25 protein-coding genes are annotated in these 24,174 nt (G+C 66.9%); 15 read left to right on the forward strand and 10 right to left on the reverse strand.

Translation table 11 applies throughout. From position 1 onward, the window contains the following. The first annotated feature begins 139 nt into the window (after positions 1–139). Both CLV29_RS00925 and CLV29_RS00930 read left to right on the forward strand, forming a co-directional pair. Positions 140–718 carry a DUF4245 domain-containing protein gene (locus tag CLV29_RS00925; protein ID WP_133753222.1) on the forward strand — a complete coding sequence of 193 codons (579 nt, stop codon included), beginning with the start codon at positions 140–142 and terminating at the stop codon, positions 716–718. Between the two features lie 68 nt (positions 719–786). After that, entirely contained in the window at positions 787–2,118 is a 1,332-nt protein-coding gene (locus tag CLV29_RS00930; protein ID WP_166649089.1) for an MFS transporter, read from the forward strand. Positions 2,119–2,218: 100 nt separating this feature from the next. On the opposite strand, the gene CLV29_RS00935 is transcribed toward CLV29_RS00930, so the two are convergent. After that, on the reverse strand, positions 2,219–3,628 hold the full coding sequence (locus tag CLV29_RS00935) for a dicarboxylate/amino acid:cation symporter (RefSeq protein WP_133753224.1): 1,410 nt from the start codon (positions 3,626–3,628) through the stop codon (positions 2,219–2,221). A 171-nt stretch (positions 3,629–3,799) separates the two neighbouring features. Between CLV29_RS00935 and CLV29_RS00940 the strand changes: the two genes are divergently transcribed. Further along, on the forward strand, positions 3,800–4,474 hold the full coding sequence (locus CLV29_RS00940) for a maleate cis-trans isomerase family protein (protein WP_243831649.1): 675 nt from the start codon (positions 3,800–3,802) through the stop codon (positions 4,472–4,474). A 42-nt stretch (positions 4,475–4,516) separates the two neighbouring features. Here the strand turns inward: CLV29_RS00940 and CLV29_RS00945 are convergent, their stop codons facing one another. Then, complete coding sequence (locus tag CLV29_RS00945; protein ID WP_133753226.1) at positions 4,517–5,239, reverse strand: maleate cis-trans isomerase family protein; 723 nt, start codon at positions 5,237–5,239, stop codon at positions 4,517–4,519. A gap of 57 nt (positions 5,240–5,296) precedes the next feature. Between CLV29_RS00945 and CLV29_RS00950 the strand changes: the two genes are divergently transcribed. From CLV29_RS00950 to ehuA, 7 genes are all read left to right on the forward strand, one after another. Continuing rightward, positions 5,297–6,727, forward strand: coding sequence for an amidase (locus CLV29_RS00950; protein WP_133753227.1), 1,431 nt, complete (start codon positions 5,297–5,299; stop codon positions 6,725–6,727). Continuing rightward, a complete protein-coding gene (locus tag CLV29_RS00955; RefSeq protein ID WP_133753228.1) occupies positions 6,724–7,224 on the forward strand; it encodes a DUF3830 family protein in 501 nt (166 codons plus the stop codon). The genes CLV29_RS00950 and CLV29_RS00955 overlap by 4 nt, the downstream gene beginning before the upstream one ends. Beyond that, complete coding sequence (locus CLV29_RS00960; RefSeq protein WP_208292702.1) at positions 7,221–7,880, forward strand: GntR family transcriptional regulator; 660 nt, start codon at positions 7,221–7,223, stop codon at positions 7,878–7,880. Before CLV29_RS00955 ends, CLV29_RS00960 begins: the two co-directional genes overlap by 4 nt. Positions 7,881–7,966: 86 nt before the next feature. Then, positions 7,967–8,848, forward strand: coding sequence for an ectoine/hydroxyectoine ABC transporter substrate-binding protein EhuB (gene ehuB, locus CLV29_RS00965; protein WP_133753229.1), 882 nt, complete (start codon positions 7,967–7,969; stop codon positions 8,846–8,848). Positions 8,849–8,857: 9 nt separating this feature from the next. Continuing rightward, positions 8,858–9,562, forward strand: a complete 705-nt coding sequence (gene ehuC / locus CLV29_RS00970; RefSeq protein WP_133753230.1) for an ectoine/hydroxyectoine ABC transporter permease subunit EhuC — start codon at positions 8,858–8,860, stop codon at positions 9,560–9,562. After that, the gene (gene ehuD / locus CLV29_RS00975) at positions 9,559–10,212 is read left to right on the forward strand and encodes an ectoine/hydroxyectoine ABC transporter permease subunit EhuD (protein WP_133753231.1); all 654 of its coding nucleotides are present in this window, start codon (positions 9,559–9,561) and stop codon (positions 10,210–10,212) included. Before ehuC ends, ehuD begins: the two co-directional genes overlap by 4 nt. 4 nt (positions 10,213–10,216) lie before the next feature. Further along, a complete protein-coding gene (gene ehuA / locus CLV29_RS00980) occupies positions 10,217–10,972 on the forward strand; it encodes an ectoine/hydroxyectoine ABC transporter ATP-binding protein EhuA (protein ID WP_133753232.1) in 756 nt (251 codons plus the stop codon). Between the two features lie 83 nt (positions 10,973–11,055). Here the strand turns inward: ehuA and CLV29_RS00985 are convergent, their stop codons facing one another. From CLV29_RS00985 to CLV29_RS01000, 4 genes are read right to left on the reverse strand one after another with little or no spacing between them, the layout of a single operon-like run. After that, entirely contained in the window at positions 11,056–12,195 is a 1,140-nt protein-coding gene (locus CLV29_RS00985; RefSeq protein ID WP_243831650.1) for a M20 family metallopeptidase, read from the reverse strand. A 10-nt stretch (positions 12,196–12,205) separates the two neighbouring features. Next, positions 12,206–13,432, reverse strand: coding sequence for an aminotransferase-like domain-containing protein (locus tag CLV29_RS00990; protein ID WP_133753234.1), 1,227 nt, complete (start codon positions 13,430–13,432; stop codon positions 12,206–12,208). Continuing rightward, positions 13,432–14,604 carry a M24 family metallopeptidase gene (locus CLV29_RS00995; protein WP_133753235.1) on the reverse strand — a complete coding sequence of 391 codons (1,173 nt, stop codon included), beginning with the start codon at positions 14,602–14,604 and terminating at the stop codon, positions 13,432–13,434. Before CLV29_RS00995 ends, CLV29_RS00990 begins: the two co-directional genes overlap by 1 nt. Beyond that, positions 14,601–15,869 carry an aspartate aminotransferase family protein gene (locus CLV29_RS01000; protein ID WP_133753236.1) on the reverse strand — a complete coding sequence of 423 codons (1,269 nt, stop codon included), beginning with the start codon at positions 15,867–15,869 and terminating at the stop codon, positions 14,601–14,603. Before CLV29_RS01000 ends, CLV29_RS00995 begins: the two co-directional genes overlap by 4 nt. Before the next feature lie 66 nt (positions 15,870–15,935). On the opposite strand from CLV29_RS01000, the gene CLV29_RS01005 reads away from it, so the two are divergent. Beyond that, the gene (locus CLV29_RS01005) at positions 15,936–16,898 is read left to right on the forward strand and encodes a D-2-hydroxyacid dehydrogenase (RefSeq protein WP_133753237.1); all 963 of its coding nucleotides are present in this window, start codon (positions 15,936–15,938) and stop codon (positions 16,896–16,898) included. A gap of 21 nt (positions 16,899–16,919) precedes the next feature. Here the strand turns inward: CLV29_RS01005 and CLV29_RS01010 are convergent, their stop codons facing one another. The 4 genes from CLV29_RS01010 to xseA all read right to left on the reverse strand — a co-directional run bounded on the left by CLV29_RS01010 (position 16,920) and on the right by xseA (position 21,408). Beyond that, complete coding sequence (locus CLV29_RS01010) at positions 16,920–18,620, reverse strand: glycosyltransferase (RefSeq protein WP_133753238.1); 1,701 nt, start codon at positions 18,618–18,620, stop codon at positions 16,920–16,922. Further along, positions 18,620–19,774: a hypothetical protein gene (locus CLV29_RS01015; RefSeq protein ID WP_133753239.1), complete on the reverse strand. Its 1,155-nt coding sequence runs from the start codon at positions 19,772–19,774 to the stop codon at positions 18,620–18,622. Before CLV29_RS01015 ends, CLV29_RS01010 begins: the two co-directional genes overlap by 1 nt. A gap of 201 nt (positions 19,775–19,975) precedes the next feature. Next, positions 19,976–20,173 (reverse strand): exodeoxyribonuclease VII small subunit, encoded by a 198-nt coding sequence (locus CLV29_RS01020; RefSeq protein WP_133753240.1) that lies wholly within the window; start codon positions 20,171–20,173, stop codon positions 19,976–19,978. After that, the gene (xseA, locus tag CLV29_RS01025; protein WP_133753241.1) at positions 20,170–21,408 is read right to left on the reverse strand and encodes an exodeoxyribonuclease VII large subunit; all 1,239 of its coding nucleotides are present in this window, start codon (positions 21,406–21,408) and stop codon (positions 20,170–20,172) included. The genes CLV29_RS01020 and xseA overlap by 4 nt, the downstream gene beginning before the upstream one ends. A 169-nt stretch (positions 21,409–21,577) precedes the next feature. Here xseA and CLV29_RS01030 point away from each other — a divergent pair, with 169 nt between their 5' ends. The 4 genes from CLV29_RS01030 to CLV29_RS01045 all read left to right on the forward strand — a co-directional run bounded on the left by CLV29_RS01030 (position 21,578) and on the right by CLV29_RS01045 (position 24,162). Then, positions 21,578–22,594, forward strand: a complete 1,017-nt coding sequence (locus tag CLV29_RS01030; protein WP_133753242.1) for a 4-hydroxy-3-methylbut-2-enyl diphosphate reductase — start codon at positions 21,578–21,580, stop codon at positions 22,592–22,594. 67 nt (positions 22,595–22,661) lie between these two features. After that, entirely contained in the window at positions 22,662–22,841 is a 180-nt protein-coding gene (locus tag CLV29_RS01035) for a thiamine-binding protein (RefSeq protein WP_133753243.1), read from the forward strand. A 13-nt stretch (positions 22,842–22,854) separates the two neighbouring features. Continuing rightward, complete coding sequence (locus tag CLV29_RS01040; RefSeq protein ID WP_133754948.1) at positions 22,855–23,178, forward strand: thiamine-binding protein; 324 nt, start codon at positions 22,855–22,857, stop codon at positions 23,176–23,178. A gap of 201 nt (positions 23,179–23,379) precedes the next feature. Then, positions 23,380–24,162, forward strand: a complete 783-nt coding sequence (locus CLV29_RS01045) for an acetoin reductase (RefSeq protein WP_133753244.1) — start codon at positions 23,380–23,382, stop codon at positions 24,160–24,162. The last annotated feature ends 12 nt before the right edge of the window (positions 24,163–24,174 follow it).

Here is a 24,174-nt window from a genome sequence, read left to right on the forward strand (position 1 = left end):
TCGTACGGGTGGGTCATGGTGCGGGACTGTTCGCCTCGGATCGGGGAGCGGTGTGCTGTACGGGTCCACGGTAACCGTCGTCGTCGGCGACCCGTCGTGGCGGTTTGGACCAGCCTGTGCGATCTGTGACCATGGGGCGGTGAGTGACCAGCCGGAGCCCGAGGGACCGCCACCGTCGCACGGCGGATTGAAGAAGGCGCGCCCCACCGACATGGTCTGGTCGCTGCTGATCATCGCCATTCCGCTGGTGATCATCACCTTCCTGTTCACCCGCGGTGAGACGCCGGTGAAGGAGGTGGACTGGCAGGCCCCGTTGGCGCAGGCCCGGTCCGAGGTCGACTGGCCGGTGCTGGCGCCGGAAGGGTTGCCGGACTCCTGGGTGCCGATCCGGGTCAGTTGGACGCCCGAGGGCTCGCCCGGTCTGAACAGCCAGCCCTCGCCGCGAAACCAGTGGCGGCTGGGCTTCCTCGATCCGTCACAGATCTACATCGAACTGAACCAGGGCGATGCCGAGATCGACGAGTTCATCGCCGAGACCACTCGCGAAGGCCTGCCGGACGGGATCAGCCAGATCGGTGAGGACACCTGGGACCGGTTGGTGACCGCCGATGAACGTACCCGGGCGCTGGTCTTGCGTACCTCGGAGGTGACCACCGTGGTGGTCGGGGACACCGACTACTCCGAGCTCGAGACCTACGTCACGGTCCTCGAGGACTGACATCGACGGACGCAGGGCTCTAACGTCGCTGTTACTGGTATGTAATATTGTACATGTTAGATGCTTCCATGACCTCCATGGATCACACCAGCCAGAGTGCTGGGACCGACCGGGTGCTTTCCGCCGAGCAGGCGAAGAAGGCCCGAACTGTGATGGGCGCATCTGCGATCGGCCACTTCGTCGAGTGGTTCGACTTCGCCGTGTACGCCTACGCAGCGCCGATGATCGCGTTGCTGTTCTTCCCCGAGTTCGACCCTGCGGCAGCGCTGCTGTCGACATTCGCCGTCTACGCGGTGGGGTTCGTGGCCCGACCGATCGGCGCCTTCGTCCTCGGTGCCCTGGGAGACCGGTACGGGCGCAAACGCGTGCTGGCCGGCGTGATCTTGCTGATGGGCGTCTCGACCACCTGCATCGGACTCCTGCCGACCTACGCCACGATCGGGGTGGCCGCCCCGATCCTGCTGGTGCTCTGCCGGATGTTGCAGGGTCTGTCGGCCGCCGGGGAGACGATCGGCTCCAACTCCTTCGTTGCCGAACACTCACCGATCGCCACTCGTGGCCGCAACGTCGGGATCGTCTACACCGCCTCCAACCTGCCACCGGTGCTCGCCGCATTGCTGGTGCTGTGGTTGACCACCGCCCTGGCCCCCGAGGCCTATGAATCCTGGGGCTGGCGGGTGCCCTTCCTGCTCGGTGCACCGCTCGCGGTGGTCGGTCTCTACATCCGTACCAGGGTCGAGGAATCACCGGCATTCCTGGAGATGCGGGAGACGCGGACCGTCGAGACGGCTCCGATCTGTACTGTCTTCGCCGAGCAGTGGCCGGCGATCTTGCGGGTCTTCGCCATGGCGGCCGTGGCCAGCTTGGGCTACTACTCGCTCACCGGATACTTCTACTCCTACATGACGGTGACGATCGGGCTGTCCTCCTCCGACGCACTGATCTCGAACAGCATCGCGTTGTTGATCACCTTCTTCACCGTTCCCCTGGCGGCAGCGGCCTCCGACCGCGTCGGCCGGCGCCCGATGCTGCTGCTCGCCATCGCCGTCAGCGCGATCGTCGCCGTACCCGCCTATCTCCTGGTCGGGGTCGGCACGTTGACCACAGCGGTGATCGCCCAGTCGATGCTCGGTCTTGCACTCGGCCTGGTGTTCGGCCCTGCGGGTCCGTCCTATGTCGAGATGTTCCCGGCCCGGGTGCGGTTCACCGGGGCATCGATCAGCTACAACCTGGCGTTCACCATCTTCGGTGGCACTGCGCCACTGCTGGCCACGGCGCTGGTCACCGCGACCGGATCGACCATTGCTCCCGCCTGGTACATCGTGATCGTCACCGTTCTGGCCCTGCTGGTCCTCTGGAGCATGCCGGAGACACGTCATCGCTCAATGCGTGACAGCTGAGACCGAACAGGCCTGCGACGCCGACGAGCCCTGCCCGGGTCCCGGGCAGGGCTCGTTCTGTTGGTTGTTGGTCTTGTTGGTGGTCGGGTCCGGCGGACGTTCAGTGACGAGCGCCGGCACCGGCCGTGGCGGGTTCGACGCCATCGACGTCGTCGTCGTTGAACGGCAGCTCACCGCGCGGAGCGTCGTACAGGGACTGATCGAGGATGCCCTCGCGCTTGGCGACGATGGTCGGCACCAAGGCCTGGCCGGTGACGTTCAGCGCGGTCCGTCCCATGTCGACGATCGGCTCGATCGCCAGCAGCAGGCCAACGCCCTCCAACGGCAGGCCCAGGGTGGACAGGGTCAGGGTCAACATCACCGTGGCGCCGGTCGTACCGGCCGTGGCCGCCGAACCGATCACCGAGACGAAGACGATCAGCACGTACTGCACGAAGGTCAGCTCGATGCCGAAGAACTGGGCGACGAAGATCGCGGCGATCGCCGGGTAGATGGCCGCACAACCGTCCATCTTGGTCACCGCACCGAGCGGTACGGCGAACGAGGCGTAGGAGCTCGGTACGCCCAGGTTCCGCTCGGTCACCCGCTGGGTCAGCGGCATCGTGCCGACCGAGGAACGGGAGACGAAGCCGAGCTGGGTGGCCGGCCAGACCCCGGAGAAGAACTGGCGGATGCTCAGTCCGTTCGCCTTCACCAGGGCCGGGTAGACCACCAGGTAGACGATCGCCATCGCCGCGTACATGCAGATCACGAACACGCCCAGTGAACCCAGGGCATCCCAGCCGTAGGTGGCGACTGCCTTCGCGATCAGGGCCAGGGTGCCGATCGGCGCGAGACGGATGATCCACCAGAGGATCTTCTGGATGATCTCCAGCAGCGAACGGGTGACGGCGATGAACGGATCGGCCTTCTTGCCGATCAGCATCGCCGCGATGCCGACGGCGATCGCGATCACCAGGATCTGCAGGACGTTGAAGGTGATGTCGGCCTCGATGTCACCGGAGGAGGACTGACTGGCATCGGCGGTCAGGCCGAGGAAGTTCGCCGGCACCAGGGAGTCCAGGAAACCGAGCCAGGACCCCTGGGTGGAGGATTCGGCTGCGTTCTCCGCACTGACGCTGGTACGTGAACCGGGTTGACCGATCAGACCGGTGGCGATACCGATCAGTACCGAGATGAAGGCGGTGATGGCGAACCACAACAAGGTGCGCCACGCCAGCCGGGCGGCATTGGTGACCTCCCGCAGGTTCGCGATCGAGGTGACGATCGCGGTGAACACCAGCGGTACGACCGCAGCGGTCAGCAAGGAGACGTAGACGCTACCCACCTCAGTGACGGTGGTGGTCAGCCAGTTCGGGTCGTCCTCGGTGCCGCCCAGGCCGCGGGCGATGAACCCGACCCCGAGGCCCAGGACGAGGGCTGCGAGGATCTGGTTGCCGAAGGAGGTCATCCACGAGGGGAGGCGTCGCCTCCGGTGCGGTTCGGATGTGGGGGTCGCCGCGGTTGTCATTGGAGGCTCCTTCGGTACGTGCGGGAGGCGAAGTGTTCAGGAAGGGTCCGCGACCGGGCGGTCGTTCGGGCCGACCCCGGGTGAACACGACCCGCCGGGTCGACTATTCCCGCGGCGGAACCGAAAATGGTGGTCAGTCCGACGGCAGGGGAGTCTTTGATGAGGATCGGTGTGATCAATCCACACGACATGGCTCTGGATGCCGAGTTGTGGCGGTGGGTCCCGGTGGGGGTTTCGCTGCACTGCACGCGGTTGCCACCGCACGGGGACAAGGTGGACCTGTCGATGGTCGAAGGATTGTCCGACCCGGCCGAGCTGGCCGCCGCCGCCCGCAGCATCGCGCAGTTGCGGCCCGATGCCTATGCCTACGCCTGCACCTCGGGGAGCTTTGTCGGCGGAGTGGCCGCCGAGGAGAGGATCAGTCGGACCATCGCCGTGGCGGGAGGGGCGCCGGCCGTCACCACCTCGGGCGCACTGGTGAAAGCACTGTCGGAACTCGGTGTACAGAAGATCTCGGTGGCGACGCCGTACATCGCTCAGGTCACCGCGCGGTTGGTCGATTTCCTCGCCGAGACCGGTGTGCAGGTGGTCCGTTCGGCCGGGCTCGGCCGAGACCGGGGGATCGAGACGATCCCGGCCCGGGAGACCGCCGAGTTGGTGCGGGCGGTGGACGATCCCGACTCCGAGGCGATCTTCCTCAGTTGTACGAATCTGCCGACGATCGATGTCGTCGACGAACTCCGCGCCGAATTGGGCAAACCGGTGATCAGCGCGAACCAGGTCACCTTGTGGGCTGCCCTGCGGGCCGCCGGGGCGTCAGCCGAACTGACCGGCGTACCCGTCTGACGCTCTACGCGGATCGTTCGATCGAGGAGACGGCCAGCCCGGTCAGGCTCGGAACAGACTGCCCACTCCGTCGGCGATCGGTGATCGGCCGAGCAGGCGCAGGCCCGACCAGACGCTGACCTGGTTCGCGGTGAGTACCGGCCGGCCGGCATCGGCCTCCAGCTGCGGCAACAGCCCGGCGGTGTGTAGGGCCGTGTCCGGGACCACGACCACATCGGCATCAAGGGGGCCGAGGTCGTCGACCATCTGACGGATCCGGTCGGCCGACCAGCGCCCCGCATCCTCACCGGACGGGACGTCGGAGCTCGCGGTGACCGCGACCTCGAATCCCGCTTCGGTGAGCAGTCCACTCAGGCAGCGGCTGACCGGTTCGGGGTAGCTGGCGGCGATCGCCACCCGACGGGCATCCAGGTGGTGCAAGGCGTCGACGAAGGCAAGGCTGGTGGAGGTGGCCGGTACGCCGGCCGCGTGCGCGAGTCGGGCCGCCTGGTCCCGGGCGCCCTCGAGGCCGTCGACGAAGCTGCCGGAGGTGCAGGCCCAGACGATCGCCGCGACCCCCGCGGCAACCGCTGCCTTCGCGGTCGGGTGCAGTTGGTCGTCGGCGCCCAGTGCGCGCAGGGCCGCCATCTCGTGGTCGGTCGGTCCGGCCCAGGTGTGGCGTACCTCGATCGGTTCGGTGATCCCATGGCGCCGTAGATCGGCACTCCAGGCCACGAAATCGTCCTCGGCGCTGTGGCCGGGGTAGAGCATGGTGACTCCTGCCATGGGGCCAGTCTGCGGGATCAGTTGATTGTTGACAATCTTCTCGACACGATGGGCTCCATGACTCCTGGCGACCCACCCGCCCATGACAGTCGTTGGCTCGGAGCGACCGAGTTGACTCACGCCTACGCCGACGGACTCGACCCGACCGAGGTCGCGAGCCTGCTGCTGGAGCTGGCCGAGGCCGAGCCCACCAACGCCTTCTGCCTGCTCGACCCCGAGACCACCCTCGAACAGGCACGCGCATCCGCCGACCGATGGCGGGCCGGGGAACAACGCGGACCGCTCGACGGGGTGCCGATGACGATCAAGGACCTGATCCTCACCCGGGGGTGGCCGACCTTGCGCGGATCGAACCTGATTCGGCCCGATTCCGACCCCTGGCAGGTCGACGCACCGGCGGTGGCCCGGCTCCGGGAAGCCGGCGCGGTCCTGCTGGGCAAGGTCGCCACTCCCGAGTTCGGTTGGAAGGGGGTCGCCGACAGTCCTCGTACCGGGATCAGCACCAACCCCTGGGACACCTCGCGTACCTGTGGCGGCTCGTCCGGTGGCTCGGCCTCCGCGGTTGCCCAGGGGCTCGGCGTCGGATCGGTGGGCACCGATGGTGGTGGATCGGTACGGATCCCCGGTGGCTTCTGCGGCGTGGTCGCGTTCAAGCCCACGTACGGTCGGATCCCGCTGTGGCCGGCCAGCCCCTACGGCACCTTGGCCCACGCTGGCCCGATGACCCGTACCGTCGCCGATGCCGCGATCATGCTCGACGTCCTGGCCGGACCGGATGCGCGGGACTGGTCGGCTCTGCCTCCGCCCGTCGGTTCCTTCGCCGAGGCGGCCGGGGCCGCCGACGTCGCCGGTCTACGGATCGCCTGGAGTCCCGATCTCGGGTACGGCGTGAACGACCCGCAGGTGCTGGAGACGGTGCAGCGGGCCGTTGCTGCCCTGGCCGATGCCGGTGCTGTGGTCGAGCAGGTGGACCTGCAACTCGGCGACCCGGTCTGGGCGTACCACACCCTGTGGTTCGCCGGTGCCCTCGCCGTGGTGAATGGGTACGGGCCGGGCGCGATGGAACGGATCGATCCGAATCTGGCCGACGCGATCGCACGGTACGGCCACACCAGCTCCCAGGACTACCTGCGGGCGGTCGACTGTCGGATGGCGCTGGGGCAACGGTTCGGGGCGCTGCACGAGACCTATGACGTGTTGCTCACCCCGACCCTGCCCGGGGTCGCCTTCGAGGCCGGGGTCGACGTACCGGCCGGATCGGCGGTCCGGGACTGGACCTCCTGGACGCCGTACAGCTACCCGTTCAACCTGACCCAGCAACCGGCGATCACGGTACCTTGCGGTGTGGTCGACGGGCTGCCGGTGGGGTTGCAGGTGGTCGGTCCCCGGCACGGTGATGCGACCGTCGTGCGGGTTGCGGCCGCCTATGAGCAGATCGGTGGTTGGGAAGGTCTCGGGGGAACGACGAAAGGGAGTGGGCAGGGATGAACGAACGACATCTGAGGGTCGGCTTGCGAGAGCGTGGGGTGAGCGCCAAGGTGCTGCTGCTCGACGACGAGGCGCCGAGGACGTCGGCTGCGGTCTGGGAAGCGCTGCCGCTGGAATCGCAGGTCTACCACGGCAAGTACGCCCGCAACGAGATCTATGCCCTCTTCGACGCCTTCGGCGATCCGGGGTCGGAGAACACGACGATCACCCCGATCCCCGGGGATCTGTGCTGGTTCACCTTCGCCGGTGACCTCGGCAACCCGGCCTACGGGTACGACGAGGCCTCGGCGGCCAAGCAGCATGCGACGGTGATCGATCTCGCGGTCTTCTACGGTCGCAACAATCTGTTGATCAACGGTGACGTGGGTTGGGTGCCGGGCAACGTCTTCGGCTCGATCGTCGAGGGTCTGTCGGAGTTCGCGGCCGCCTGTCAGGACATCTGGATGGGTGGCGCCCGGGGGGAGACCCTCTATCTGGATCGGTGGGAGGAGCGGTGAGCGGTCTGCATCCGATCGAGCAGGAGTCGACGCCGTCGCTGATCGCACGACAGCTGCGGACAGCGATCGCGGCGGGCCGCTTCGCCCCCGGTACCCAGCTGGCCGAGGCCGAGCTCGCTCGCGAACTCGGGGTCAGCCGGGGGCCGTTGCGCGAGGCTATGCAGCGGCTCAACCAGGAAGGGCTGCTGGTCGGCCATCGCAACCGGGGGCTGTTCGTGATGGACCTCGATGCCGACACGGTGCGCGACATCTATCTCGCCCGTGGCGCGATCGAGCGCGCGGCGGTGGAGTCGCTGATCGAGGCCGGGCGCAATGGGGAGGCCGACGCCTTGTTGTCGATCGTGCAGGAGATGCAGGCTCGCTCGGAGGACCCGAACTCGAAGGAGATGTCGGAGATCGACCTGCGGTTCCACGAAACCCTGGTGGCGCTGGCCGACAGTCCTCGGTTGATCCGGATGCATCGCACCTTGTTGACCGAGACCCGGCTGTGCCTGACCCGGATGCAGGGCACCTACGACAGTGCCGAGGTACGGGTACGCGAACACGAACGGATCGCCCGGGCCGTCCTCGACGGGCGGCTGGTCGACGCGGTGCAGTCCCTGGAGGAGCACATGCACGACGGGCTGGCACGTCTCCATCCGTTGTCGCAAGACTGAAACATTGAATAATCGTCAGATTGTTGACAATCTGACAGGCGCCTCCGTACGTTCGACGCAATCGCAGATCGTGAGGAAGGCCCGTCATGCCGTTCATCCTGAACCGTCGTTCATTGTTCGTAGCCGGACTCGGAGCAGCCGGTGCCGGCCTGCTCGGAGCCTGCACCACGACCACTCCCGGAGCACCGGGAGGCCAGGCGAGCGCGAACCTGCTGGAAACTGCCCGGCAACAGGGCTACCTGCGGGTGGCCATCGCCAACGAGCCTCCCTACACCCAGGTCGAGACCGACGGAACCGTCACCGGTTGTGAGCCGGACATCCTGCGGGCCGTGGCCCAGCGACTGGGCATCGACGACATCCAGGGCATCGTCACTCCGTACGAGTCGATGATTCCGGGGTTGCAGGCCAACCGCTGGGATGTGATCGCAGCCGGCCTGTTCATGAAGCAGTCGCGCTGTGCCGAGGTCAGCTATTCCGAACCGGTGATCGTCTCCACCGAGTCCTTCGCCGTACCGAGCGGCAATCCCGGCAAGATCACCACGATCGCCGACGTGCTGGCCAACCCCGAGCTGAAGGTCGGCGTGATCCCCGGTGGCTTCGAGGAGGGGATCCTCAACAGCGCCGCAGTCCCGGCCGAACAGCAGGTACAGGTCGACGATGGACGATCGGGTGTGGAAGCGCTGCAGGCAGGACGCTGTGACGTGTTCCTGCTGCCGACGCTCTCCTTGGAGGCCCTGATCGAGGACGGCGACGAGTTCGAGGTCACCGACCCGATCCCCGATGCCCCCGCGACCGGTTCGGGTGCCGCCTTCCGACAGTCCGATCAGTCCTTCGTCGACGCCTACAACACCGAACTCACGGCGTTCAAGGCCACCGATGAGTTCACCCGGATCCAGGAACAGTGGGGATTCGATCCCGCCGCGGTCGAAGGCGTGACCGCCGAACAGCTCTGCCAGAACGAGGGCTGACCCGACGCCATGAGCGTCCTCGTCGATTACGCGCCGCTGCTGCTGCGGGGGCTCGGGATGACCGTTCTGATCACCGTGCTCGGCGCGGTGGTGACGGTGATCGTGGCCTTCGCCGCCGGCATCGCCCGGTTGTCCGAACACGCATGGATCCGGGTCCCGGCAGGGGTCTTCGTCGAGGTGTTCCGCGGCACCTCGATGCTGGTGCAGCTGTTCTGGTTCTTCTTCGCCCTGCCTTTCCTGGGAATCCAGTTGGCACCGCTCACCGCAGCGGTCCTGGTGCTCGGCCTGAACGAGGGCGCCTACGCCTCGGAAGTGGTCCGTGCCTCGATCAAGTCCCTGCCCAGAGGGCAGACCGAAGCCGCGATCGCCTGCGGTATGCGACCGGTGCAGCGCATGCGTCGGATCCTCGTCCCGCAGGCGATTCCGACGATGTTGCCGCCGATGGGCAATGTGATGGTCGATCTGATGAAGAACACCTCCCTGGTGTCGTTGATCACCGTGCTCGACCTGACCTTCGCCGCCCAACAGATACGTACCACCACCGGTGAGACGATGGCGGTCTTCACCACGATCCTGATCATGTACTTCGCGCTCAGTCTGGCGATCAGTGCGATCACCGCCATGCTCGAGCGTCGCTTCTCCCTCGACAGTTCCGACCTGCCGAAGCTGAAGCTGACCGATGTGCTCGCCCGGAGCAAGGCGGTGTCGCAATGATCTGGGACAACGAGTTCGCGCTGTCGATCGTCCCGGCCCTGCTGCAGGGATTCCTGACGACGATCGAGATCACCCTGCTGGGTACGGCGCTGGCTGCCGCTCTCGGCCTGGTGGTGGCCATCCTTCGTCACCTGAGGATCCCGGTGATCAGTCGGCTGCTCACCTTCTCCGTGCTGTTCGTCCGCGGTACACCGCTGTTGGTGCAGGCCTACTTCGCCTTCTTCGTGCTGCCGAGCTTCGGCCTCACGTTCAGCGCGCTGGCGACCGGTGTGGTGGTGATCGGAATCAACTACAGCGCCTACATGGCCGAGGTCTACCGGGCCGGGATCGAATCGGTGCCCAAGGGACAGTGGGAAGCCGCCACCGCCCTGAACCTGCCGCGCGGAAGGGTCTGGTCCAAGATCGTCCTGCCGCAGGCCCTGCGCACCGTGGTCCCGATGCTCGGCAACTATCTGATCATGATGTTCAAGGACTCGGCGATCCTCTCGGCGATCACGGTGGTCGAACTGATGGCGGTCGCCCAGCAGATCGGCAGCAGTGAGTTCCGCTACCTGGAGCCGATGACCATTGCTGCCGTCCTCTACTTCATCGTCAGCTACCCGTCCTCGATTCTCGTGAACCGGCTGGAGGCCCGTCTTGCCCACTCGTGATGACATGATCATCTTTTCCTCGGTGAACAAGTCCTTCGGGGCGCACCATGTACTGCGAGACCTCGATTTCGTGGTCGGTCGCGGCGAGAAGGTCTCGATCATCGGCCCGTCCGGATCGGGCAAGACAACGATCCTGCGGATCCTGATGACCCTGGAGCACCCGACCTCGGGCCAGGTGATGGTCGACGGTGACGAACTGTGGAACCTGCACACCGGTCAGAAACCGAAGGAGACCAAGGCGATGCGACGCACTCGCAGCCGGATCGGGATGGTCTTCCAACAGTTCAACCTGTTCCCGCACATGACCGCGCTGGAGAACATCACCGAGGCGCCGATCCGGGTGCAGGGCAAGAGCCCGGCGCAGGCCAGGCAGCAGGCGATGGAGCTGTTGGAGATGGTCGGCCTGGCCGAACATGCCAACAAGCGCCCGGCCAAACTGTCCGGTGGCCAGCAGCAACGGGTGGCGATCGCCCGGGCGATGGCCCTGCAGCCGGCCGTGATGCTCTTCGACGAGCCGACCTCGGCCCTGGACCCCGAACTGGTCGGCGGGGTGCTGAACGTGATCCGGGATCTGGCACAGACCAGCGACATGACCATGCTGATGGTCACCCACGAGATGCGCTTCGCCCAGGAGATCTCGGATCGAGTGGTGATGTTCGACGAGGGAGTGGCCATTGAGGACGGGCCGCCGCAGCAGATCTTCGGCAACCCGTCGCACGAACGTACCCGCCGGTTCCTGCAGGCGGTCCTGGAGGCCTGAACCGGTCGCGACCCGGCGGCACACACGGTGCCCGGACCGCCCCCCGGCCACGACGCCGGTCGGCAGCAGCCCAGTTGCCCGGTTCAGCCGGCTTGCTCGTCACCGAGCAGGTCGAGTGCCAGTTGCTCGTAGCGACGGGTCGCGGTCACCAGTTCGTCGATGCCGACCGATTCGTCGACCTGGTGTGCCTGATCGTTCAGGCCGCCGGGGCCCAGAATGATGCAGTCGATCCCGAGATCGCGGGAGAGGAACCCACCGTCGCAGGCGGCAGTCCATCCGGTCGGGGTGCCGCCGGCGGCCCGGACCAACCGATGCTCGGGTTCGGTACGAAATCCCGGCATCTCCATCGACACATCGATGGCGACCTCGATCCCGTCGCCGGTGATCCCGGCCTGCCGGATCCGCTCCAGTAGGGTCTGCGCGATCGCCGCAGGATCCTCATCGGGCAGCAGGCGACGGTCCAGCGAGATGCTGCAGTTCGGGGCGACCATCGAGGTGCCGTGACCGCCGGAGATCCTGCCGGTGCTCCAGGTGCCGGACCCCAGCAACGGATCGGCGTGGTCGTCCAGCCGGTGCTGGTCGTCTGCGAGCAACATCAGCACCCGGGCAGCGGCGTCGATCGCGTTCCGGCCGTCGGCGGGTCGCCCGGAGTGGGCGGGCACACCGGTGACGGTCACCTCGAGATAGCTGTCACCCCGACAGGCGATGACGGTCTGCAGGTCCGTGGGCTCGGCGACCACACAGCCCAGGTAGTCGTGGTCGAGCCCGGCCTCCACCAGCGCGCGGATGCCGAGACCGGTGTCCTCCTCGTCCACGGTGCAGGCCAGGGTGAGTGGCCCACTCAGTTGCGCACCGGCACGCTGCAGACGGCCCATCGCGGTCAGCACCGCTGCGAGTCCGCCCTTCATGTCCGAGCTTCCGCGGCCGTGGACCCGATCGCCGACCACCGCTCCGCTGAACGGCGCGCGGCTCCATCCCGGACCCGCGGGCACGACATCGGAGTGGCCGAGGAACAACAATCCCGGTCCGTCACCTCCGGGCAGGGTGATCGAGATGTTCTGCCGGCCCGGGGCGACCTCGTCGATCCGGGTCTGCAGACCCAGCGAGGCGGCCGCTCCGGCGAGTACGTCGACGGTGGCTGCCTCGGTGCCACCGGGGTTCTCCCCGGCGGCGCGGATCAGCGCCGAGGTGAGCCGGATCAACGGGGCATCGGCGGTCGACACGGCTGCCTCCTCAGCTCGCCGGTGTGAGCTCGGCACGCGCCCGGTCCAGGGCGACGGCCAGCCGCCGTACCCCTTCGTCGATCCGTTCGGGGGTGCTGGAGGCGAAGCACAGGCGCAGGGCATCGGAGAACGCACCGGCAGGGGAAAAGGCGACGCCGGGAATGTAGGCCACCCCCTCGGCCAGTGCCAGTTCGAAGAGCTCCTGCGGCGGGAACACCCCGTCGGCACCGTTCAACGTGAGCCAGCAGAAGAAGCCACCATCAGGATGGGTACTGCTCACCAGCTCGCCCAGATGGGTCTGCAGGGAGGTCTGCATCGCGGCCTCCCGTTCGGCGTACAACCCCCGCAGGTGGTCCAGGTGATCGGCCAGACCGCCGGTGGCGATGTAGCCGGCGACGAGCTGCTGGGCCGGCACATTGGTGCAGGTGTCCATCGCCTGTTTGGCGTTGATCAACAACTGCCGCAGCCGCGGGTCGGCGTCCACCCAGCCGACCCGCAGGCCGGGTGCCAGGATCTTGGAGAAGGTACGGACGGAGAAGACCAGCGGGTCGTTGTCGCTCAACTCGGGGAAGCCCGGAATCGGGTCACCGCGGAACCGCAACATGCCGTAGGGGTCGTCGTCGATGATCACCGAGTTCCAGCGGCGTGCGAGTTCGATCACGCGCTCACGCCGTTCGCGGGAAAGGGTGACGCCCTTGGGGTTCTGGAAGTTCGGGATGGTGTAGATCGCCTTCGGGGTACGGCCGGCGCGCGCGACCAATTCCTCCAGTTGGTCGACATCCATGCCGTCGTCGTCCATGCCCACCTCCAGCAGGTCGGCACCGTAGGACAGGGCGGTGGCCGAACCATTGGTGTAGGTCGGGGATTCGATCACCACCAGATCCCCGGGATCGATGAACAGCTTGCCCGCGAGATCCAGACCCTGCATACCGCCACTGGTGATCACGATCCGCTCGGGATCACAGGGAACGTCGAGCCGTTCGGCGACTGCCTCGATCAGTTCGGGCTCGCCCTCGGTCGCGCCATAGGTGAACGAGTCGGGATCCCAGACCCGGTCGGCGATGGCGGTGAACTCGGAGTCCGGAATCGCCTCCGGGGCGGGGGCGCCCATGGCAAACCGGACGATGTCATGGGTCTGGGCGGCCAGCAACGAGGTCGAGGAGTCGATCACCGAACCGACCAGCTGGTCGGCCCGGTCGGCGAGGGGCAGCGGTCCGCTCGGGTGGCCTGAAGACATCAGGTACCTTTCGTCAGCAGTTGGCGGGGAAACTCAGTGAAACACTCGACGCCGGTTCCGGTCACCCTGACGGTCTCGGAGACCTCGTAGCCGTACCCGGTCATCCACATGCCACAGATGATGTGGAAGGTCATGTTCGTTCGCAGCACCGTCGGATCACCGGATCGGATACTCACGGTGCGCTCACCCCAGTCCGGTGGATAGCCGATGCCGACCGAGTAGCCCAGGCGACTCTCCTTGCTCAGCCGGTGACGATTCAGTGCCGCGGTCCAGGCCTGCGCGACAGTGTCCACCGGCACACCGTCGGCGATCGTGTCCAGCACGTCGGCGAGCCCCTCGGCGACCGCTGCCTCGGTCCGGCGCAACTCGTCGCTGGGCGTACCGAGCATGATCGTCCGGGCCAGCGGTACGTGATAGCGCCGATGGGCACCGGCCAGCTCGACCACCACGGCGTCGTCGTCGACGAAGCGTTGAGCGGTCCAGGTCAGGTGCGGGGTGTCGGCCGCGGCTCCGGTCGGCAGCATCGGCACGATCGCCGGATAGTCACCCCAGACCTCGTCGGTGCCCGTGATCTGAGCCTGGCTGATCCTCGCGGCCACGTCGTTCTGCCGGACGCCGACATCGATGCTGTCGATGGCCGCGGTCATGGCGGCAGTGGTGGCCCGGGCGGCAAGCCGCATCAGTGCGATCTCGGTGTCGGACTTGACCACCCGTACCCAGTTGACCAGCTCCTGCGAATCCACCAGCTCCCGGCCGGGCAGGGCTCGCTGGAGCGCCAGATAGGCCTTCGGGCTGAAGAAGTGTGCATCGGCCTCGATCCCGATCACCGACCCCTTGGGCAGTTGTTCGGCGAGCTGATCCCCGACCACGTCGAAGGGATGCTCGGTCGGCCGGTGGACCAACGACTCGGGATAGCCGAGGATATGTTCGGCCGGCAACCAACTGGTGCGGGTCGCTCCCGGCGCATCCATGGCCCGGGTGTGGAAGACCAGTTCGCCGCTGGCCGGGACGAACAGCACCTGCGGGGTGTAGAAGGACCAGGCGTTGTAACCGATCAGGTAGTACAGGTTGGCCGGATCGCTGACCAGCAAGGCATCCAGGCCGGCCTCGGTCATCCGGGTACGGACCGCGGCGAGACGTCGGGCGTACTCCTCGGCGGTGATCTCGATCATGCCAGCACCTGCGCGACGGCGGCACCGAATCGCTCCAGTCCCAGATCGATCTCCTCGGCACTGACCACCAGCGCCGGGATCAACCGGACGACATTGCCCCGCGGGCCGCAGGTGAGGCTGAGCAGACCGTGACCGGTGGTCGCCTGTTGCACCGCGGTGGCGATCTCGGTTGCCGGCGCACCGTCGCTGGTGCTGAACTCGATGCCCTGCATCAGCCCCAGGCCGCGGACGTCACCGATACCGCCCCGCTCGGTCGGCCCGAACTTCTCCTGCAGCTGTTGCAGTCCGGCCTGCAGTTGCTCACCGCGAATCAGGGCGTTCTGCACCAGGTTCTCCTCCTCGATCACACCCAGGGTCGCGACCCCGGCGGCCGCGGCGACGGCATTGCCGCCGTAGGTGCCTCCCTGGGAACCGGGCCAACCCTTGCCCATCAGCGATTCCGAGGCCGCGATGGCCGAGATCGGGAACCCCGAGGCGATCCCCTTGGCGGTGATCAGGATGTCCGGGGTGATCGAGGACCACTGGTGACCCCAGAAGCGACCGGTACGACCGACCCCGGCCTGCACCTCGTCGACGATCAACACGATCCCATGGGCATCGGCCCGCTCACGCAGACCTTCGAGGAAGGCCGGGGGAGTCGGCAGGTAACCACCGTCGCCGAGCGCGGGCTCGATCAGCATCGCCGCGGTGTCGTCGGGGGCGGTCCGGGTCGCCAGCAGGTAGTCGAGCTCGGTCAGTGCGAAGTCGACGGCCTGCTCGACCGACCAGCCGTACCGATAGGCGTAGGGAAACGGCGCCAGGTGCACCCCCGACATCAGCGGCGACCAGCCGGCGGAGAACTTCGTACCGGCCGTGGTCAGGCTGGAGGCGGCGGCGGTACGCCCGTGGAACCCGCCCTGGAAGACGATGATGTTCGGCCGGCCGGTGGCCATCCGGGCCAGCCGGATGGCGGCCTCCACGGCTTCGGAACCGGAGTTGGCGTAGAAGACCGAGTCGAGCCCGGCCGGCAGCACCTCGCCGAGCTTCTCGGTCAGTTCCAGCAACGGGCGGTGCATCACGGTGGTGTACTGCGCGTGGATCACCTTGCCGACCTGATCCCGTGCGGCTTCGACCACCTTCGGGTGGCAGTGGCCGGTGCTGGTGACCCCGATCCCGGTGGTGAAGTCGAGGTAGTCGCGTCCGTCGGTCCCGTGGATCCACGAACCGTGGGCGTGGTCGACGACAACCGGGGTGGCCTGCTTCAGCAGGGGGCTCAGGGAGGTCATACCCTCATCGTTCGCGGTGCATTGCAGATTGTCAACAATCACTCTGCAGTGGGATAGCGTGGGCACATGCCGGTACTGACGATCCTCACCGATGACGCGTTGTCACCGCCCCCGAACCTCGATCGCCTGCGGGAACTGGTCGAGGTACGACTTTCGTCTGCGGCCGACCTGCCGGCACTGGTTCGCGGGGCCGACGCGGTCTTCGGCTGGGACTTCTTCTCCGGTGCGCTGCGCGAGGCCTGGCCGGCCGCCGATCGGTTGCGCTGGTTGCACGTCGCAGCCGCCGGGGTGGACGCGATGCTGTTTCCCGAATTGGTGGACTCCGAGGTGGTGGTGACCAATGCGACCGGGCAGTTCGACCGGCCGATTGCCGAGTTCGTCGCCGCGCAGGTCCTGGCCGAGGCCAAACAGCTTTACCCGATGCACGACCTGCAGCAGCGCAAGCAATGGCGCCACCGGGAGACCGAACTGATCGCGGGGCGCCGGGTGCTGGTGGTCGGTACCGGCGGCATCGGTCGGGCCATCGCCCGTCTGCTGCGTGCCCTCGACATGTCGGTGACAGGGGTGGGGCGGGTGGCCAGGGAGACCGACCCGGACTTCGGCACGGTGCTGAGCTCGGATCGCCTCGCCGAACACGTCTGCGGGGTCGACCACCTGGTGGTGATCGCCCCGCTGACCGACAGCACCCGGGGGATGATCGACGCTCAGGTCCTGGCCGCACTGCCCGATGGGGCACAGGTGATCAATGTCGGCCGGGGCGCACTGATCGATGAGCAGGCGCTGATCGCACTGTTGTCGACCGGGCGGATCACGGCGGCCCTGGACGTGGTGCAGACCGAGCCGCTGCCCGTCGACAGCCCTCTGTGGGAATTACCGAATGTGCACCTCAGCCCGCACATGTCCGGTGACGTGAACGGTTGGCGGGATCGGCTGGCCGAGCAGTTCGAGGCCAACCTGCGTCGTTGGCTGGCCGGCGACGAACTGCACGGGGTGGTCGACAAACGGGCCGGGTACGTGCGGCACGGCTGATCGAGGACTTGGCAGGGTCGCCTACCGCTCGCCGATGCTCGCCTGCTGCGCCTCCACGCTGTCGGCATCGATCGGTTCGTGATCGCTGAGACCGTGCTCGGTCTTCTCCCAGTAGTGCGGACGGACGATCAACTGCCACAACGCCTTGTAGGCCGCGATCGAATGCAGCAGCCAGTACACAGGATTCAGCAGCGCCCAGAGCACCAGGTTGAAGGCACCGCGGCGGTACGGCCCCATCATGTTCAGGTAGACCATCAGCACATTGCCGATCAGGAAGTTCATCAGCGCCGGCCACAGCACCCACAACGGGAACCACTGTTCCAACAGGGTCACCGGTACGAAGACGCTGGCGATGGTGGCGAGGGTGAACGGCAGCATCGCCAGGAAGACGAACGGGGTCCCGGCGATCAGCAGGGTGAACCCGAGGAAACTGCGCAGACCGATGGCCCGGATCAGCTGCAGCGGATGCCTGGCATGGACCAGGGCGGTCTGCATGTACCCCTTGATCCAGCGGCTGCGCTGGCGGATGAAGTTCGGGACGGAGGTGTTGGCCTCCTCGAAGGTGGTCGATTCCACGATGCCCACCCGCTGTCCACGGGCACTGGCACGGATACCGAGGTCGGCATCCTCGGTGACGTTGTGCGGATCCCAGCCACCGAGCTCGCGCAGCGCCTCCACCCGGAAGTGGTTCGAGGTGCCACCGAGCGGGATCGGCAGCCGGTCCAGGTCCAGGCCCGGGAGCATGTAGTCGAACCAGTAGCTGTACTCCAAGGTGAACATCCGGGTGAGCAGATTCTCCTGGGCGTTGAAGTAGTTCAGGGCGGCCTGGACGCACACCACCTCCTCACCTCCTCGGCGAAACGCCAGATAGGCCTTCTTCAACTGGTCCGGTTCGGGGACGTCCTCGGCGTCGTAGATCACCAGGTAGTCGCCGGTGGCGATCGCCAGACCCAGATTGCACGCCCGGGGTTTGGTCTGCGGGGTGCCGGGGGGCACGGTGACGATGGTGACATTGGCCGGTGGCTCGGCGCCCTCGATCGCGGTCCGGGTCTCGTCGTCCTCGGCCTCCACCAGGACCAGGATCTCCAGCCGGTCCGCCGGCCAGTCCAGGGCCCCGAGGTTGTCCACCAGTCGGGCGACGATGTTGGCCTCCCGGAACACCGGGACCAGCACGGTGTAGCGGGGGAGGGTTTCGTCGTCGAGCTCGTCCAGGCTCTCGCTGGAGATTCGCTGCACCACGTCCACCCGGGCGCCGCGCAGGGAGACCACGAACTTGAACGCGGTGCCGGCCAGGAACAGGACACTGCAGAGGAACAGCAGGGCCAGGATCGTCTGTCTCGGGAACGCGATCAGCAGACCGAGGAGAACCAGGATCAGCAGCGCCCCCGCGATCTTCTGGCCGCGCACGAGCACCGAACGGGCCGAGCGCTCCGGATCGCGATCATGCAGTGCGTCGACGGCCTCGGCGGCGAACGGGCCGGCGAACCCCTCGAGAACGGCGTCGACGATCACCTGTCGGGGTGCAGCGGTCAGTCTCACCGGCTCGGCGAGAGCCCGGGAGACCTCGGCTGCCAACTCGGCGTCGGGAGCCGCCGCGGCGACCACCCGTACCCCTTGGTCGCGTCCGATCGGCACCCACAGTCGCCGGATCATGTCCACCCGCAGTTTCGGGGAGACGTCGGCCACATCTGCCCGCAGGTGCGCAGGTGACGGGTGGCTCATCAGCCGGCCAGCCTTTCCATCCAGAGGAGTACGTTGTTGCGGCCCAGGGCGTCGGCCCAGCCGATGCCCAGCAGGCTCAGCGCCAGCAGACTGAGCGTGACCCGTTGCCACCGACGAACCCCGCCCGGGGTGATCGACAACAGCACCACCAGGATCAGCATGAAGATCACGCCGACCGAGCCCAGGGGGAGAAGGGTCAACCCATAGGCGGTCAGGACTGCCAGCAGCAAGAGGATCATGATCACCATCGCTGCCGGCCTGCGCAGCAACACGGTGCCGAGCATGCCGACCGCAACCGGGGCCAGGATCAACAGGCCCTGCACGCTGCTGAAGGTGGTGGCCAGCGTCTGCAGGCGGTCAGCGTCGAGGCTGAACCCGGACGGCAGGATGGCCAGCACCGTGCCGGCGAAGGCCGCCTGCAACAGCGCCGCGGCGGCGAAACACCCCAAAGCCGGGAACGTGACCACCAACAGGTTCGCCCAGCGTGCTCCGCGAGCGCGCCAGGACGGTTTGATCAAGGGGACGATGGCGGCGGCGATCAGCACGTAGACGATGCCCATCGTCGAGGACAGTGCGGCACCGGCGAAGTAGAGGCCGGCACGGAAACCGGCCTGGGTGTTGGCCAGGGCGGTGAACCTGACCAGGTCGGCCATCCCCAGAGCGAAGAGCGTCAGGCAGAGCGTCTGCCCGTAATCGGTGGTGACCAGATAGCCGAACAGCGGGGTGCCGATCAGGGCGAGGCTGAAGGCCGCCGTCTGGTACCAGGCGAATCTGCGGCGCCACATCGTCTCCACCAGTCGATGGGCGGCGACACCGGCGATCAAGGCACCGGCGACCGAGAGGCTGGTCGTACCGAAGGGCAGGAGCAGCAGGAGCCTGGCCGTGATCGTGGTCAGTGGCGGGTAGAGCGAGTTGATCGCGACCACGCCGGTCTCGTTCGGGTCGATCAGCCGAACCTGTTGGGCGAGCGTCGCATTCGGTGTCGCGAAGGGTGCCCCGGAGGTGTCGCCGAGCAGGACGGCGAGGACGAGGAACGGGGCGGCGTAGGCCAACCGGACCAACCACCGGCTGACCGGGTGCGTCGGCCACAAGGTGACGCGTCGGGCATCGTCGCCGTCGATCCGAATCGGGCGGGCAGTGCTGGACAGGGCCATCGTGGGTCCTCGGGCTGGAGCGGCGGTGCGGGGCTCGACCATCCTTGTGTCCGGATCGGCGTGAGGGTCCGGACCGGCGTGGCGAGCCAACGATTCGACCCGACGGGCGGGTGCTGGACCAAGTGTTGAGCGATCAACTACCGGATGGCAAATCGAGCGGCTGAATCTGCCGTTGGCCCACCCGTGAGGTCGGCGGGCCGATCAGGACTCGGTCTCGGAGCGGGCCGCCGCCACCTTCGCCTTTGCGCCGTCGAGCCACTCCTGGCAGATCGCGGCCAGTTTCTCCCCGCGCTCCCACAGCTCCAGCGACTCGGCCAGCGGTACGCCGCCGGACTCGAGTTTCGCGACGATACCGGTGAGTTCCTCGCGGGCGGCTTCGTAGCTGATCTCTTCGCTCATGGCTGCTCACCTTCGGGTTCGGTACTGCGGGGGATGACTTCGTCCACGGCGACCCACAGATCACCGTCGGCCAGCCGGAGGGTCAACGCCTGGTCGGGACTGACCTGGTCGACGCTGCTGACGGTGGCACCGTCGGCATCGGCGACGATCGCGTACCCACGATCCAGGGTCGCCTTCGGCGACATCGCCCGCACCCGGGCGAGTGCCTGCTGGATCTCGCTGCCCTCGGCCTGCAGGCGATTCTGCACGCTGCGGCGGGCCCGGTCACGCAGCGCTGTGATCTGGTCGTGGCGCAGTTCGAAACCGTACAGCGGGTTGGCCAGCCCGGGGCGGTGCCGCAACTGGTCCAGGCGTTGCTGCTCGGCCCCGAGCAGATTGCCGATCGCCCGGTCGAGCCGCTGTCGGGCCTGCTGCACACCGCGGGCCTCCTCCCGGGCATCGGGAAGGATGTGCCGGGCCGCATCGGTCGGGGTCGAGGCCCGCAGGTCGGCGACATGGTCCAGCAACGGGGTGTCGGTCTCGTGTCCGATCGCGGAGACGATCGGGGTACGAGCGGCCGCCGCGGCACGGACCACTCCTTCGTCGGAGAAGGCCAGCAGATCCTCCAAGGAACCGCCGCCGCGGGCGATCACGATCACCTCCACCGAGGGATCGCGGTCGAGATGACCGATCGCGGTGATGATCTCCAGACCGGCCTGTTGTCCTTGGACCGGGACATTGCGAACGGTGAAGGTAGCCGCCGGCCAGCGGCGACGGGAGTTCTCCAACACGTCACGCTCGGCAGCGCTGCCACCGGCTGTGATCAGCCCGATGCTGCGGGGCAGGAACGGCAGTGGTCGTTTGCGCTCGCGGTCGAACAGCCCCTCGGCGGCCAGCCGTTGTCGCAACTGCTCGAGTCGGGCCAACAGCCGGCCCTGACCGCTGGGCCGCAGGTCGGTACAGGCGAACCGCAGGCTGGTTGCCTTGGTGTGCACATAGGGCTTGAGCTCGGCCACCACCTGGGCCGAGGGCTGCACCGGCCCGGCGCCGTTGAGTACGACGCTGTCGACGGTGGCGGTGACCGAGACCTCGGCCAGCGGGTCGCGCAGGGTGAGGAAGGTCACCGACGGGTAGGACTTGAGCTCCACCACCTGGGCCTCGATCCAGACCGAGCCGAGCCGGTCGACCCAGCCCTGGACGCCACGAACGACCTCCCGCAGCGGCGCGGGGGAGTCCGGGGAGGTCTGCAGTGCCACCGGTGCAGCCTAGCGAGACCCGCCGACGGGCGGGTGGTTGGTTGCGGCGGTGCCGGGCGCTGTTCGCGAAATCGCTAACCGTCATGCCGGTGGGGTCGAGGAGGGTACGTGGTGGAGGCCTCCCCGGTGTGCGACCGTCGCTGGTTGGCCAGCCCGTACACTGGCGCATATGACTGCCACCGACAATCGGCCGAGCACGCCCGCGACTCCGCAGGAGACCGCGGCGTCGGAACGGCAGGTGGTGGTCGCCGCCCCCCGCGGCTACTGCGCCGGGGTGGACCGGGCGGTGATCACCGTCGAGAAGGCGCTGGACCACTACGGCCCGCCGATCTACGTGCGCAAGCAGATCGTGCACAACAAGCACGTGGTGGAGACCCTGGCCGAGCGCGGCGCGATCTTCGTCGAGGAGCTCGACGAGGTGCCCGAAGGGGCGATGGTCGTCTTTTCCGCCCACGGGGTGTCCCCGGCGGTGAAGCAGGAGGCGAAGGATCGTGGCCTGCGCACCATCGACGCCACCTGCCCGCTGGTCACCAAGGTGCACCAGGAGGCGAAGCGTTTCGCCCGGGAGGACAAGCAGATCCTGTTGATCGGCCATGCCGGTCACGAGGAGGTCGAGGGGACCGCCGGCGAGGCTCCCGAACACATCACGCTGGTGCAGTCGCCGGAGGAGGCCGATCAGCTCGACATCAGCGAGCTCGACAATGTGGCCTGGCTGTCGCAGACCACGCTCAGCGTCGACGAGACGATGGAGACGGTGAACCGGCTCCGCAAGCGGCTGCCGCTGCTGCAGGACCCGCCCAGCGACGACATCTGTTATGCGACCTCGAACCGGCAGGCGGCGGTGAAGCAGATCGCCGCCCACAGCGACCTGGTGATCGTTGTCGGATCGGCCAACTCCTCCAATTCGGTACGGCTGGTGGAGGTGGCACTGGAAGCCGGCGCGAAGGCCTCGTACCGGGTGGACAATGCCGGTGAAGTCGATCCCGCCTGGTTCGAGGGAGTGGAGTCGGTCGGTGTCACCTCCGGCGCCTCGGTCCCCGACGATCTGGTGCAGGGCGTGCTGGACCTGCTGACCGAGCACGGTTACCCAACCGCCACCGAGGAGAAGCTGACCGAGGAGAACCTCGTCTTCGCGCTCCCGCCGGAACTGCGCAGGGATCTGCGCCGCGACACCAGCGGTGACTGAGCAGCCTCTCGCCGCGGGCAGGGCGGCCGCCGACGGTGCCGATCGGCGAGTGCGGCAGGATGGGGACATGCTCGTAGCCTTCAGCATCGCCCCCTCCACCGAATCCGCCGACGGTGGCGTCCACGAGGCCGTCGCCGAAGCGGTCCGGATCGTGCGCGACTCCGGACTGCCCAACGAGACCAATGCCATGTTCACAAGTATCGTCGATCTAGGACATGGGTCTTTCATCCGGCCCGCAGGAATCTGAGGAGGGAACCGCCGTGCTACTCGCATTCTCCGTCGCCCCGTCCGGAACCGGCCGCGAAGATGGATCAGTCCACGATGCTGTCGCTGCCGCAGTGAAGGTCGTCCGCGACTCCGGTTTGCCCAACAGGACATCGAGCATGTTCACAGAGGTCGAAGGTTCGTGGGACGAGGTCTTCGACGTCGTGAAGCGCGCGACCGAGGCTGTGGCGCCGTTCGGCTCTCGGATCTCACTGGTGATCAAGGCGGATATCCGTCCCGGCTATGCGGGAGAGCTGGAAGGCAAGCTGGAACGGCTGGAGAGGGCGATCGAGCAGTCACCTTTTGCGCTGCCGAAGTGATTCCTCGGGAGGCTGCTTGCGAACATCGCGAAATGGGTTGAGTAGCATCATGCAACGCTAACGAACTTGAACGGATGAACCCGGCGAGAGAGCTAGGCTGGAAAGTGGAGAGGGCACCGGGGAGAGATCCTCGTCTGCCACCTCGTCTTTCCACTGAGCGGAGAACCCGCCCATCAATTCATCTGAGAAGGCATACACACTATGGACTCCACTAAGGTCGCACTCGTTACCGGGGCCGGTCAGGGCATCGGACGCGGAATCGCGCTTCAGCTCGCTTCTGACGGCTATCACATCGCCATCGCGGATCTGGCCTTCCAGGAAGATAAGGCCCGCGTCGTCGTCAAGGAGATCGAAGAGCTCGGACGCAAGGCAATCTTCGTCGCCACGGATGTTTCGAAGAAAGAAGACATCTTCGCCGCGGTCGACGCCGCGGCAGAGCAGCTCGGAAGCTTCGACGTGATCGTCAACAATGCCGGTATCGCGCAGGTCAAGCCGATCGAGGAGATCTCCGAAGAGGATCTGAACAAGATCTTCTCGATCAACGTCAATAGCGTCGTATTCGGCATTCAGGCCGCTGCGGCAAAGTTCACTGCTCTCGGCAAGAAAGGCAAGATCATCTCCGCCGCCTCGATCGCCGCCGTCAAGGGTTTCCCGATCCTGGGCGCCTACTCGGCATCCAAGTTCGCGGTTCGCGGCCTCACGCAGGTTGCTGCGCAGGAGCTGGCGCCGCGCGGCATCACGGTCAATGCGTACGCCCCTGGCATCGTCGGAACGGGCATGTGGGATCTGATCGACGAGAAGCTGTCGGAGATCAACGGCAAGTCCCGCGGTGAGAACCTCAAGGAGAATGTCGAGTCGATCATGCTCGGACGCATCGAGACGCCCGAGGACGTCGCCGGCGTCGTGTCATTCTTCGCCAGCCCGAAGGCGGACTACGTCACCGGTCAGGTGCTGCTCGTCGATGGTGGCATGCTCTACAACTGAGCCCTCGAGGGG

This window comes from Naumannella halotolerans, assembly GCF_004364645.1.
GTDB lineage: Bacteria > Actinomycetota > Actinomycetes > Propionibacteriales > Propionibacteriaceae > Naumannella > Naumannella halotolerans.